The 13,021-nt window shown below is 30.7% G+C and carries 17 protein-coding genes and 1 pseudogene; 5 read left to right on the top strand and 13 right to left on the bottom strand.

What is annotated here, in order from left to right; all coding sequences use genetic code 11:
* Positions 1-66: 66 nt before the first annotated feature.
* Positions 67-684, top strand: a complete 618-nt coding sequence (locus ACGH6S_RS07140; RefSeq protein WP_174795983.1) for a hypothetical protein — start codon at positions 67-69, stop codon at positions 682-684.
* An 18-nt stretch (positions 685-702) separates the two neighbouring features.
* On the opposite strand, the gene ACGH6S_RS07135 is transcribed toward ACGH6S_RS07140, so the two are convergent.
* The 5 genes and pseudogenes from ACGH6S_RS07135 to ACGH6S_RS07115 form a co-directional block, all read right to left on the bottom strand.
* A complete protein-coding gene (locus ACGH6S_RS07135) occupies positions 703-1,035 on the bottom strand; it encodes a hypothetical protein (protein ID WP_085164743.1) in 333 nt (110 codons plus the stop codon).
* Positions 1,036-1,257: 222 nt separating this feature from the next.
* Positions 1,258-1,485, bottom strand: a complete 228-nt coding sequence (locus tag ACGH6S_RS07130) for a hypothetical protein (RefSeq protein ID WP_065589828.1) — start codon at positions 1,483-1,485, stop codon at positions 1,258-1,260.
* A 22-nt stretch (positions 1,486-1,507) separates the two neighbouring features.
* Entirely contained in the window at positions 1,508-1,879 is a 372-nt protein-coding gene (locus tag ACGH6S_RS07125) for a hypothetical protein (protein ID WP_411578551.1), read from the bottom strand.
* 151 nt (positions 1,880-2,030) lie between these two features.
* Complete coding sequence (locus ACGH6S_RS07120) at positions 2,031-2,249, bottom strand: hypothetical protein (protein WP_065589781.1); 219 nt, start codon at positions 2,247-2,249, stop codon at positions 2,031-2,033.
* A 194-nt stretch (positions 2,250-2,443) separates the two neighbouring features.
* Positions 2,444-2,833, bottom strand: a pseudogene (locus ACGH6S_RS07115) (DoxX family protein).
* 178 nt (positions 2,834-3,011) lie between these two features.
* Here ACGH6S_RS07115 and ACGH6S_RS07110 point away from each other — a divergent pair.
* Complete coding sequence (locus ACGH6S_RS07110) at positions 3,012-3,893, top strand: DUF4261 domain-containing protein (RefSeq protein ID WP_085164741.1); 882 nt, start codon at positions 3,012-3,014, stop codon at positions 3,891-3,893.
* Between the two features lie 92 nt (positions 3,894-3,985).
* On the top strand, positions 3,986-4,876 hold the full coding sequence (locus tag ACGH6S_RS07105) for a DUF4261 domain-containing protein (RefSeq protein WP_085164739.1): 891 nt from the start codon (positions 3,986-3,988) through the stop codon (positions 4,874-4,876).
* Between the two features lie 139 nt (positions 4,877-5,015).
* On the opposite strand, the gene ACGH6S_RS07100 is transcribed toward ACGH6S_RS07105, so the two are convergent.
* The 6 genes from ACGH6S_RS07100 to ACGH6S_RS07075 all read right to left on the bottom strand — a co-directional run bounded on the left by ACGH6S_RS07100 (position 5,016) and on the right by ACGH6S_RS07075 (position 9,926).
* Positions 5,016-5,300 (bottom strand): hypothetical protein, encoded by a 285-nt coding sequence (locus tag ACGH6S_RS07100; protein ID WP_065589784.1) that lies wholly within the window; start codon positions 5,298-5,300, stop codon positions 5,016-5,018.
* Positions 5,301-5,309: 9 nt separating this feature from the next.
* The gene (locus tag ACGH6S_RS07095) at positions 5,310-5,711 is read right to left on the bottom strand and encodes a hypothetical protein (RefSeq protein ID WP_085164737.1); all 402 of its coding nucleotides are present in this window, start codon (positions 5,709-5,711) and stop codon (positions 5,310-5,312) included.
* Positions 5,712-5,774: 63 nt separating this feature from the next.
* Positions 5,775-6,284, bottom strand: a complete 510-nt coding sequence (locus tag ACGH6S_RS07090; protein WP_296302540.1) for a hypothetical protein — start codon at positions 6,282-6,284, stop codon at positions 5,775-5,777.
* A 445-nt stretch (positions 6,285-6,729) separates the two neighbouring features.
* Positions 6,730-7,467: a hypothetical protein gene (locus tag ACGH6S_RS07085; RefSeq protein WP_208610445.1), complete on the bottom strand. Its 738-nt coding sequence runs from the start codon at positions 7,465-7,467 to the stop codon at positions 6,730-6,732.
* A gap of 403 nt (positions 7,468-7,870) precedes the next feature.
* Complete coding sequence (locus tag ACGH6S_RS07080; protein WP_085164731.1) at positions 7,871-8,701, bottom strand: phosphoenolpyruvate hydrolase family protein; 831 nt, start codon at positions 8,699-8,701, stop codon at positions 7,871-7,873.
* 16 nt (positions 8,702-8,717) lie between these two features.
* On the bottom strand, positions 8,718-9,926 hold the full coding sequence (locus ACGH6S_RS07075; protein WP_085164729.1) for a Tm-1-like ATP-binding domain-containing protein: 1,209 nt from the start codon (positions 9,924-9,926) through the stop codon (positions 8,718-8,720).
* A gap of 178 nt (positions 9,927-10,104) precedes the next feature.
* Here ACGH6S_RS07075 and ACGH6S_RS07070 point away from each other — a divergent pair, with 178 nt between their 5' ends.
* Together ACGH6S_RS07070 and ACGH6S_RS07065 are read left to right on the top strand one after the other, a co-directional pair.
* Positions 10,105-10,734 carry a TetR/AcrR family transcriptional regulator gene (locus tag ACGH6S_RS07070; protein WP_065589788.1) on the top strand — a complete coding sequence of 210 codons (630 nt, stop codon included), beginning with the start codon at positions 10,105-10,107 and terminating at the stop codon, positions 10,732-10,734.
* Between the two features lie 129 nt (positions 10,735-10,863).
* A complete protein-coding gene (locus ACGH6S_RS07065) occupies positions 10,864-11,445 on the top strand; it encodes a hypothetical protein (RefSeq protein ID WP_411578552.1) in 582 nt (193 codons plus the stop codon).
* A gap of 162 nt (positions 11,446-11,607) precedes the next feature.
* Here the strand turns inward: ACGH6S_RS07065 and ACGH6S_RS07060 are convergent, their stop codons facing one another.
* Both ACGH6S_RS07060 and ACGH6S_RS07055 read right to left on the bottom strand, forming a co-directional pair.
* Entirely contained in the window at positions 11,608-12,045 is a 438-nt protein-coding gene (locus tag ACGH6S_RS07060) for a hypothetical protein (RefSeq protein ID WP_034915509.1), read from the bottom strand.
* A 559-nt stretch (positions 12,046-12,604) separates the two neighbouring features.
* On the bottom strand, positions 12,605-12,985 hold the full coding sequence (locus ACGH6S_RS07055; protein ID WP_051634362.1) for a DUF805 domain-containing protein: 381 nt from the start codon (positions 12,983-12,985) through the stop codon (positions 12,605-12,607).
* Between the last annotated feature and the right edge of the window lie 36 nt (positions 12,986-13,021).

Genomic DNA, 13,021 nt, shown 5'->3' with positions numbered 1-13,021 from the left:
AATATAGGCTGTTATTTCTAGTGTCATAACACGTTTATTTGGGTATCAATGTAAAGGTACATAATCATGAAATCAAAAGATCAGCGCTTCCTATTCTTAATTGAAAATAAAACCGCCCCTTGGGGCGACTGGGGCGATATACTTTGGACAGGGTTAACACCTTGGGATGAAAATAAGCAGTCTATTGCTATCGAACGTACCGGACCTTTTACTCCAAAAGCTTATTTTTCAAGTAATAACTTTATTTTTACAAAAGAAATAAAGGAACTAATCGAAAATTCCTCATTAAAAGGCATTAAATTTTTGTATGAAATAGAAAAAAAGAAAATTATTAATCTTGATTGGACAAAATGGGATGTGAATAAAGATATAACTGATTATTTAGATGATCTATATGAACCAGTGGATTTAATTTTTGATGGCATTAATGATGTAAAATTAAATCAGGATATGCCAGATTATTACTTGTCTAGTATAGAAAGCCAAATTCATTTAAACAAAAATAAACTTATCGATATGCAAAACCCTTCGGAATATATTACTTTTGTTGGCAACGAACTTGATGATTCTGATTTTTTTATGGGAATTGAAATACTAGGCTGTTTTATTAGTGCAAGAGCCAAAAATTGGCTAGAAAAATATTGCCCTAACTGTTTTGACTACTATTTAATTAAACCTGACTAATAGTGGAAATATTCTAACTTAATTGCTTAATCTAAATAAAAGATAATCATATAATTTTTCTGCTAAAAAATTAGCATGCTCACTTTTTACGATTAAATTAAAAAAATAGTATTGGTTATACGAATCTTCAATTATAGGATCGGAAAGCATACAAAATTCGATGTAAGCTAAATATAATTTTTTTATATCATCAGAAATTTCTTCTAAAGAGATATGATAATTGCTTATATCATAAAAGATATTAGTGAATTTATGATTAATAATACTTAACTCTATAAAAGGAGCTTTATTTTTCTCACAAAATTCCCAATGAAGCGATTTTGTTTTATCATTTCTATAAATGAATTTCATTAAGGATCCCATCCTAGATTTTGTGAATTTGTTATTTAAAGGGTAAGGTTGATTCTGTCTCCGAATTCTAATAAACCGATTCATAGAAAATATTTCTTTATTTAAATCAGAAGAAGAATAGCTTATTACATTTACATACGCACTTGTATCATTTTATGCAATGTGGGTGATTTGATGTAAATACTTATATCTTGATAATTGCTACATCTATTCTTTTTGATGTTAGTATACAGCCAAATCAGAATGACAAAAACCTGTTACAAAATCCATTAATTCTAAAATAATATCTTCACTATTAGGATATGTTAAGTTTTGCAAGCACACATACATACAATTTTTGGACATGCCTTTGTTTTTAAAATAAACAAGTGATTTTCTAATGTCTAACAGGTCTTGTTTTTCAGATATTTTTTGTGTGATACAAGCTATAAATTCTTGTTGATAAAGCATGTTATTTTTCTTTTTTCTTCTTTTATACATTAATAATTACAGTTGCTGAACTATCTGAGAAAATATCGTTAATATATTTAATTAACAACGTGTTATCTAGTTCATTAAATTCAATAATAATTTTTTTAGCCTGTATTTGCTCGGTTTTATGTTTATTTATCTCTATGGTAAGTGTATTTTTTTTCAAAACGATACTTTTAACTGCTTTAGCTACTTCGATTTCGGTTAGATGAGTTTGAATACCTATTGATTCATCTACATCACCTTCATCTACATCACCTTCATCTTCATCAAATCTAGATAATATTAAGTAATTGTTGGGAAATATTAGATCGTTGCTGATACCAATAATTAATACTTGATCTTCGGTATAACAGTTAATATTTGTTGCCAAGAATTTTATTTCATTATTTATCATATTATTAATATTCTGATTTTCTTAAATATCATTTTTCTTGGTAAGATTTATGTCAATTATAGTATTTATAAAATTTTGCTATTACTAATAAAGTGAGTTTAAACAAACCTAACAATTTAATATAACTTTATCTAATACCTTCTTGGTAATGATAGTGCTCAAGCATTTGTGCACTATTTTGTATACACCAATCATAACCACCAATATCTATCGGCATTTTAGTCAAAACGCCTGTTAATTTGTTAAGCTTTACCCAGTTATCTGCTTTTTCAAGGGACGAAAACACCGCAGATACCATTGAAATATTGTCTCTCTTAAAAACCCAAACCCAACTATATTCTTTCATACTATTTCACCTGTAATTCTTCTTTGTATTTTTCATGCTAATAATAAAAATGTTATAAACAATAATTTATGGGAACTGCTTGTATTGTTTATAATATTTTCTCAAATTACTGTAAACAATACGAGCAATTTCTATATTTTTTATTTGTACTGGAAGTTATTGTTTAGAGAGTTCAATTCAATAGAAGGATCATATTATTTTGTTAATGAATGATATCTTTGAGGTAATACGCTAATTTTTCCAGTCCCCAATAATACAAGACTAAATGCACTCAAAGCCATAAAAGCAGGATATTCCCAACCTCCACCTGTATTGCTAAATGATCAGCCATTTGTTGAATGAATAAAACTTATAACAATCATCTGAATAACAGTGAGTGAGCTGATTATACGAGTTAGAATTCCTAAAAGTAATAAAGCGCCACCAGCAATTTCAAAAGCAATTGTTAAATAACCAACAAATCCTGTAAATCCAATAGATTCAAAGTATTGAGCTGTACCAGAGGGGGTTAAAACAAGAAGTTTAGTTAACCCATGCGCCAAAAACATAATACCTAACGCTATACGTAATAAAAGTGATGCAATGTTGTTTAATCGATGTTTTAGTCGATGAGCTTAAAAATCATCCAAGATATGTTTGTTAAAAAATTGATCGTTTGGTATTTTAAATACTCTACAATATAAATATAATGTATACAAAACCGTACCCAATTAGGCTTGTGCTATTTAGGTAATAGAAGATGAATTTAATAAGGAATATAAAATGGGGTTATTTTCTCGCTTGTTTAGGCGTGGTGATAATGAAATCCAGCAATCAGATGACATCTTTGTGCCAAATTCTTCTATTGAAAATCCTTTATCTTTGATCGTTCTATTCAATGGCAAACTCTCTTTTAATCAACATAAATTATTAAAAACATTACGCAAAATTGATTCATCAATGAAAAATATTAGTTTGCAATCATCAATTGAGCAAATAGCTGATGGAGCTGATATACATGCAGTCTTTGGTAAGCACATTATTAAAATCGTTGGCTTTAATTCCCCTTGTTCTGCCGAAATTTTAGAACCTTGTATTGAAAGTAGTCAAAAAAGGCAAGATTTTAGACAACAAGTTTATCATCATCAAAGCCATATAATGTTGTACTATGTTGGCTTTGAAGAGGATTTAGTTGAACAATATGTTGCTCTAACACAGTTTGCTGTTGGATTTGAACATAGTGATATGTGCGCTCTTATTAATGCAAAAGCTCATCAAATTTTAGCAACTCATGTTGCCAGTGCACTGGCAACCGAACAAAAAGGCGTGTATTTGTTACGTAATTGTTTACCTTTATTTTTTATTGGATTTGAGGAATTTAATGTTGACCATTTTGATGGCATATGGATGCGTACTTATGGTGCCGATGCTTTTGGTTTTCCTGATTTTGCTATATTAGCTAATAGTTATGAAGATGGAGAAAAATATATGAACATGTTCAATAATTTATTGCTTTCTTTGCGGGATAGTGGGGCAATGATACGTGCAGGTCATACTACTGAAGATACTGAGGGCAAAAAAATGTTATTGCGTAATCCATTGGTACAAGAATCTTTTTTACAAAATGGTGGAATGGTATTGGTGATGGAATACTTTGTTGAGTAATCTTTAGTATAAATCAGATTTATTAATATAATGGTTAGTATCCTTATTGATAATAATAGATTTTAGAAAAACTTAATATTAAGGAATAGTAAATGAATATTTTTTCACGCCTATTTGGCAAAAAAACACAGCAACAACAAGCAAGCGGGAATCTGGTTGAAAATCCAGAGATTAAAGAACCGTTAGCATTAGGAGTCGTTTTTAAAGGACAATTTTGTTTTGATGAAAATAATTTATTAAATAAATTACGTAATATAGATTCTTCTATGAAAGATATCCAATGCCAACAGCCATTGGGGCAGTTAGATGATGGATGCTATATCTTAGTTGGTTGGGGAAAACACGTGATTAAGCTATTCGGTATCAATGCTCCATATCCTGCAGAGGTATTAGAAACTTGTATTGCACCTGCACATTATAATCAGGATATCAAAGCGCAAATTCGCAATAATGATAGCCATTTAATTTTATATTATGTTGGGTATGAGCAAGATGTACTTGAGCAATACCTTGCTTTAACCCGTTTAGCAGCTGGTTTGGAGGAGTTTAATGCTTTAGCTGTGATTAACGGAAATGGACATACTTCGCTACCGATAAATACTATTCGCAAATTGGTTACAGATAAAGATGGAATTGATAGTTTACGCTATTGCTTACCCTCGTTCTTTTGTGGATTTGTGAAATATGAGGTAGAGGGTGTTAAAGGGGTATGGATGCGTACTTATGGTGCGGATATTTTTGGCTTGCCTGATTTTGCTGTATTAGCCAATAGCCATGATGAGGGGGAATATTATTTTGAAATGTTTGGCAATATCCTACAGTATTTGCGTGATAGCGGTGCAACAATGAGGCCAGGCGATACCATGGAGGTGGGTGATGATAAAATGATGTCATTACGCGCTCCACAAGATGATGAATACTTTTTGAAAGATCAAGGTCATGTTTTGGTGGTTGAAATAAATAGCAATAATGCAACTGCATAAATACTTAACTTGCCAGCAAAATTAATCTAATAAAATAAACGTCTATTTTTAAATAGTGCGTTTATTTTTTTATATTCATTTTATCACTTAATTTATTGCTTAATTTACTTATTGATAGTGCTAACCCATTATCAAAAATTTATTTTTTCATTGTGAGTACAATATCGCCAGAATTCAGCCTTACCTTTTCGCCATTATATTGGTACTCAGACCACAGTGAAGGGTTATCCGATTCACAGTCATTAATGATTCGATATTCACTATAACCTGTATTACAGCCCAAGATAGGTATAATCTCACCAACAGTTCTGTCGATATCATGTTCAGACAAGTAGGTAATTAATTTTTTGACTAATTCTAGTTTGTGTTTTAACTCTGAATTATCTTTATATGATGATTCAATAAAATCAATAATATCTAACATTTATAACCTTTATAAAAATGTAAAACCAAAAAAATGATTTGGGTCAAAAAGTAAATTACCGCAGTCTTGACCATTGACGTAACTTATACTCATTGAGGAGAAGGGTATTGATGAGTATGTTATATCGGTGATAATTACAGCCTGCTCAGTTTTGAATAATTGTGAATAAATTGACATCAATGAAAAATGGTCATCATCATCTAAAGTAAACCATGCTTTAATTTCTGTTAATTCATTATATTGTATAATACCTGCTTCACTGAGATATAACTCAAAAATAACTTCATCAATAATAAAATATAATCTGTCATAAAATGGGTGAAAAATCGGTAGGGTAGCATAATCAATATAGCCAGCGATCATTACATCCTTTAGTTCACCAAGCATTAATCTATCAAAAAACCCCTGCATGATTAATCCTTTTATTACTTTGTACAATTAACTTAAAAAATGATTTTAACGATTCTGTTGTAATCAGCATATCAAGCTACTTCGAGCATCATCCAAAAGGCATCTATTATTTGATAAATAAAACTCACCGATTTCTTGCACATCTTTATCGTCACTTTGTAAAGCTAAAATAGCCAATTTTTTTGATAACTTCTGGCTAAATGAATTGAATAAATACATCAATATACCAAATGTTTCATAATTCTGTTGCCCTAAAATAGGTATAATATAATTCCAAAGATGTTTTTCTAGCCACTGTGTATTGATACTTAAAATAATCTCTTGGCATAATTTTGTATTGCCATCTAAATATTGCATAATGTTGATAATTTCAGGTAATAAGCTTATTTTGATTGCTTCTGGAAATTGTTTGATCAAGTGTAATAACAAGGGATCAAACTTTTGGGTTAAATGTGTTTTAATTAATTCAACGGCTTTAGGCTGATTAGCTAATAAATAGAGTTTATTTAATAAATTATCCTGTAGATTAATGCAGTCGATTAAAAGTTGATTTATATCATTGAATGAGTGCATATTTTGGGTTACCTGTTTTATCTATAATGCTGCTTAAGGTTTTATTTGGCAAAACCATATCCAATTATCATGATGAAAATAAAATGCAATATTGTTATCAGAGCAGATAAGTAGGCTATCATCATGAATATTATCTAGACAATGGGTTGATATTTCCATCCCATTGGTATAGGCATCATAATAATATCCTGATTTAATGGTATAGTGTTTTATAATTTGAGCAAATTTTTCAAAAGCATTGTTATCGATTCTTACACAATGGTGATTCAAATGTTTATCAAGATATTTGATATTATTGGCAAATTTCTGCCACTTTCCATTAATGAGAAAGTGATATCGTTGTTTTTTATCTTTCTTTATAAAGTTGTTTATAAAAAAATTTAGATGATTCATAGTATATTGAATATCAAGTTATGATTTGACCTTTATATATTGCCATTTTATCTTAAAAAATACCTTTTAATTGCTTTTTTGATATTTTGATCTGTTTAGCGATGATTTCTACGTAGAATGAATCACTTTGAATAATGTAATGCCAATAGTCACCGCGATCATATTGTTGCCAATTAGGGAAATGAGTTTGTCGTTCATTGACTAATTGCTCAAGCCATGATGATTCAGGAACAACCCAATAACAAGAATTAACATCATCGCTATCACAATGACTGTAATAAGCACACTGTTTGTTTCGCTCAAAATGCATTGCCCAAACATTAGAAAACTGAAATATACCCGTAAATTTAGAATACTTGGCAGGTTTATACCATATTTTACAATAGGCGGTTAAAGCATCGCCTTTGGATTTTATGACAATGTCATCGTTGGGCGCTTGCCAAAAAGGAAGTTCAATGGGATAGGCATGATCTTTGGTTTGTGAGTGTTGATAGATAATACTATGATTGGTTAAGGTTGTTTGAATATGCTTTTCAACGTGGTAATTAGGAGATTTATCCTCTGTAATCATGAATGTAAGAATATAAGATGGATTAAGGACGATGTCAAAAGTACGATCAATTTTGTCATGAATTATTATAGTAAAATCATCTAACTTAGCTTTAGCAATACCACTATCATTTTTATAAGTAAATGTACAGTTAAAGGCTTTCGTAAGTTTGGCTAATAGTCGTTCAAATGAGCAATTCTCATCAATTAACAACCTTAACCATTTTGGGGGAGTGTTCATCTGTTCCTGCTTAGTACTATTACTTTGCGATTAATTTAAGCCTAAACTGGTAAAAATATTTGCCAGTTTATCAATAATATTTATCAATTTTAATCTTTTTGAGAAGGAATTGTTAGACTAATCTCATTTTTTATTATCTAAATAGTATTATTAAACAATTATTTCAAATCGAAGATAATTTTGAAAGTGGTTGGTGGTTTTGCTATTTACTTATTTGTTAAAGCTTTTATGCATATTTTTACATAGGATTAGGGTTTCTGTTAAATTTAAATTGCCATATAACAAATATGCGTAGATATTAATAATATAATGTTTCAATCAGAATAAAGTTTAACGAATTTCACTTCTCTTAAAAAAATAACAGCGCGATACATTAGTTGCGCTGTTATTGCTTATATTATTGTTAGTGTCGTTGAATTGATTTAAATCTTTCTGTCGTTTGTTTTAGTGCAATTTCTGTTGGTAAACGTTCCATTGAACTTGCTCCATAAAATCCATTACATTCAGGGCAATTTTTTAAAATATATTCAGCATCTTCAGGGGTAGCAATAGGACCACCATGACATAAAATAATAATGTCTGGGCGAATTGCTTTAGCCGCTTTTGCCCATTGATTGATTAGTAGCACACAGTCAGCTAGTTTTAATGCTGTTTCTGCACCAATACTCCCCCCCGTCGTTAGTCCCATATGAGGTACTAAAATATCTGCACCCGCTTTAGCCATATCGATCGCATTTTGTTCACTAAATACATAAGGTGTTGTAAGTAGATCTTTTTCATGTGCTTTGCGGATCATTTCGACTTCTAAAGCGTATCCCATTCCTGTTTCTTCTAGGTTTGCTCTGAAGTTGCCATCAATGAGTCCAACAGTTGGAAAGTTTTGCACGCCAGCAAATCCCGTTTCTTTTAATTTATCTAAAAATTGGTCAAATTGACAAAATGGATCTGTGCCATTTACACCCGCTAGTACTGGCGTATTTTTAACTACTGGTAATACTTCTTTAGCCATATCCATTACAATTTCGTTAGCATTGCCATAAGCAAGTAATCCTGCTAATGAACCTCTACCTGCCATACGGTAACGCCCTGAATTATAGATAACAATAAGATCGATACCACCAGCTTCTTCACATTTTGCTGATAATCCTGTACCAGCTCCACCACCAATAATTGGTTGACCTTTAGCTATCATGTCGTGGAATTTTTTTAACAATTGAGTGCGTTGACTACCCATAATATTCTCCAAATATTTATTTCATTATTTTTGTAAATTCATTGATGATAAGATCACAAAACTGCGGTGAGTTTATATGATAAGGGGTTTTTATTAACTTTCTTTTTTGAGTTTGAATAAAGGTTTTTTCAAATTCATCAATAAATGCTTGATTTGCTTTTGGTGACCAAAAAGCACCACCTTCAATATCTAAAGCAGAAAAACCACCTTCAGGAATAATAAAAGTGACATAACCTTGGCATTGATTAAGTTTATTTGCTATCCAATTAGCCATTTTTTGATTTTCTTCTGGCGTTGTTCGCATTAATGTCACTTGTGGATTATGTGGATAAAATAGGCGATCTTGATATTTTTGAGGAATAGTATCAGGGCTTGCAAAATTTACCATATCAAGTGCACCACACGATCCAATATAAGGTACTTGGCTTCTTGCAATGGCACCAAAACGATCTTCATCGCAGGCTAAAACACCGCCAAATAAATAATCACATACTTCCGTTGTTGTAATATCAAGCACACCGTGCAATAAATGGCTATCAGCTAGTTTTTCCATTGCTTTGCCACCACTGCCTGTTGCATGAAAAACCAAACAATCATATTGCCCGTTTAATTTAGTTGATACAGATTGAACACATTTAGTTGTGACACCAAACATAGTTAAACCAATTGCAGGCTTATCTTCAATCGTATCTTGGGTTTTAAATAGAATTGAGCCAGCAATAAAATTAGCTGCATTGGTTAAAACTTTCCTAGATATGACATTAATTCCAGCAATATCAGTAACTGAATACATCATTGCAATATCACTTGCACCGATATAACCAGAAATATCACCAGATGCCATTGTTGATACCATTAGTTTAGGAATTCCTACAGCTAATGATTGCATGGCTGGAGTAATTAATGCAGTTCCTCCCGAACCACCTAAACCTAGTATGGCTTCTACATCGTTTTGAGTCATCAGAAACAATTTGAAAGCTTCGGCCATTGCAACAATTGCTTTACCTCTATCGCCACAAAAAACAGCCTGTTTACCGTCTGGATGGTAACTAGCGACGGTTTCTGCTGTGATAGTTGCTAAATGATTAAATTGATGAGATTGTGTAGAAACATCAATAATTTTGCAGTTGAGATTTTTTAAATCAAGAATATTTTTAATATAAACGATTTCTTGCCCTTTGGTGTCTAATGTAGTAACCAAATAAATTGTACTAGTTGATGCCATTTATTACTCCTAAATGAGTTAATTAGGTAAATATTTGTAACAAAAGGGTGATTAATTGTCATACATTATATATCAAAAATGAGATTTAAGTCTCATTTTTTAGGAAATGATAAATTTTAACTAATTTATTAAAATGCAGTATCATATTTAAAATTACGATAAATTAAATATATTCCTAATGACTCAGAAAACTTTAGTATCGCACCCAACATATGTTGGCGTAAAAAAACGGACTTATGAGCGTTTAATTAATATTGCATTAGAAGCATTAGAACAAGGCTGTGAGCTTACCATAACTGAACTTGCTGATAAATCGGGTATATCTAGAGCAACAGCATACCGCTATTTTCCAACACAAAGTGCTCTAATTACAGCTGTGGTAGAAAGTTCATTAGAACCTATTTTTAGTTGGCAATCAAAAAAACAAAATGCAGAAGAACGTATTAATGATTTTTTAGCTTTTGCTTTTCCTCAAATGCTAAAGCATGAAGGGGCGCTACGTGCAGCATTAAGGGTTTCATTACAACAGTGGGCAACAGAACGGTCATCATTATCACCACAAACCGAAAAATTGGTACGAGGTAATCGTAAAGAAACTCTTACAACAATATTATCCCCACTCAAAGCTGAACTACCAAATGAGCTTTATGATAAAGTAGTTTATGCTATTTCAATTATTTACGGTTCTGAAATATTTATGGTACTCAAGGATATCTGGGGACTTGATGATCAAAATGTAATATCACTATCGCAATGGATAGCTAAAGCCATCATTCATCAAGCCAAACAAGAAGCATCGAAAATTTGATTGGAGCTCAAAAAGTCTATTCTTTAATTTTACTTATTCTTGTATATTAAAAAAATCAATAAGTTTACAGAAAATGGGATAACATAAAATAATGATTCATCCTTATCTAAATATTTGAAGTAGGACCTAATGAAAAAACTTGTTTTTATCTTTATTTTTTGTCTTTGTGGTTGTGCAAATAAGCAAACGCAAATTTTGCCTAGTAATGACACAATTATAAAATTAAAAGTTGAAAAAAGTGTAGGGATTATTGCTGAATCAAAGGAATACTCATATCAATTTACTAGTCCCGAAGCCATACTAGAACTTAAAAGCTACCATGATTTTTTAGCTGAAAATAAAGATGATATTGAAAGTGTATCAATTACATTTTATCAAGAAAATTTAAGTGATGAAATTGTTGCTCAATATAGTAATTTTATTCCTGAGCTAAAAGCCTTAAACAATAAAAAATTATTAGCGAAATATAAATCAAAATCGATTTTGAGAGATGGTTATTATCAAGTTCTATTTAAAACCAAAGGAAACTTCTATAAGCAATCCAATACATTATCTGATCAATATTTATTACCAGAATCAATTACTGTATTTGTTAAATCAAATCATGAAAAAGAATCAGATATTGACATCCAGGGCGATATGATTGGTTTGATTATATTTCCAATTTTTATTCCTATGGCGATGGTTGGTTGCTTAATTGGTCCTTGCTAAAAAGCCTGTAGAAAAACATCGGCAAGTTTACTCTCCATGGTTGAAATGATCCTTTAAAAATATCATTAGGCGTTTTCCCCAAAATCGATTTATGGGATTACCTGTATTATAAATATTAATAAATCCCTTAAATAGTACAGTCAAAAAGTAGAAAATCCCCTTTTACTTTTTGAATGTTTTGAATTTTGATAGCCAATAATTGCCTTTATCATATACACAACCAATTAAAACATTTCCTTCGGTTTTGATTGTTAATTCGCGACTATAACAATATTGTTTTTCAAAAGACCAATTTATATCAGCAATATCAAGATATTTCATAATAAGTTCAAAACTTGTTTCAGAATATATGATTATATTATTCAATAAAGTAACTGGATGACGAGCTAAATCAAATCCTATTGAATATATCTTGGAATTAACAACCATTATTTCCAGTGAATCGTAAAAATAAGAAAAACCTTCACTTTTTTTAAATTTATCAAAATAATATTTTTTACCCAAATCTTTTTTTTGAAAAATAGAATATATTTCTTTCTCTGGTAATTCTACTTTTAATCCCAAATATATCCCAGTCCTAAGAAAATCAGTTAAATCCATTTATTTTCTCCAGTATTTTTAAAAATTTAACCAATTCAATTAATTAGATTCTCACCAAAATATTAGACAGAGCCCACCTTGATGATGTATATAATTATAATAGATTTCAATATATTCAAATAGTGCTTTGTTAGTCAGCTTCCTGTTTTTATAGTAACAATCATGAATAATATGGGGGTGAGTATATGAAAAAGTTTTCAACAACCGCATTATCAAAGCAGCTTCATCTTCGACTCATACTTTGCCTTAGTCCATATTGTAACAATCACTGTTTGAAACCGGCACTGTAATATTGGTTTTCTAAGTCACTGTGACTGGGCTCATTTTTAGGAAGATGTATTAAATATGGCATTTATTGAATATAAAACACGAAAATAAACAATATCATTATCTACGTTAGTTTTGTACTAAAAATAGGATATTTATAATCATTAAAATGTTAGTTGAAAGTTATGTTAAAACTGAGAATAAGAGGGGGTAGATAAAATAGTTAAGAACAAAGAGCTGAATATAGGGAAAACTGTACTCCCTTCACCATGCGGAGTGAAGGAGTATTTTACTAATTTGACAATATTCTTGGGTTAGGTCCGTATTGGTTTTCTCCTGAAGTTGGTTTTATTATTAAAGATGCACCTATTATAGCTCCTGGACAGAGAAGATAAACAAAACACCACAGACCGCTTGTACCTATATCATGTAATCGTCTAACATTGTAAGACAATATTGTAAGAAAAGTAACGATAAAAATTAACATTACACAAATTCCTAATATAGTACTTGGTAATATTTTGTCCATACTGAATAGCAGTACAAAAGAGAACCATACTAATATACATTGAATAAGAATAAAAAATCCAAACTCACTACGAGTTGAACGGCCTTTATAACGAAACATTTTTCTATAGCCATCAAGCCATGAATTAATTGCTTTACTCAACACTTAATACTCCTTATTTATTAAAATATTTGTAAATGT

The sequence above is a fragment of the Gilliamella sp. BG3 genome, assembly GCF_046635605.1.
Classification (GTDB): Bacteria; Pseudomonadota; Gammaproteobacteria; order Enterobacterales; family Orbaceae; genus Gilliamella; species Gilliamella bombi.
Note: the sequence above shows the minus strand (reverse complement) of the source record. Positions and strands in the feature narration are given on the sequence as shown.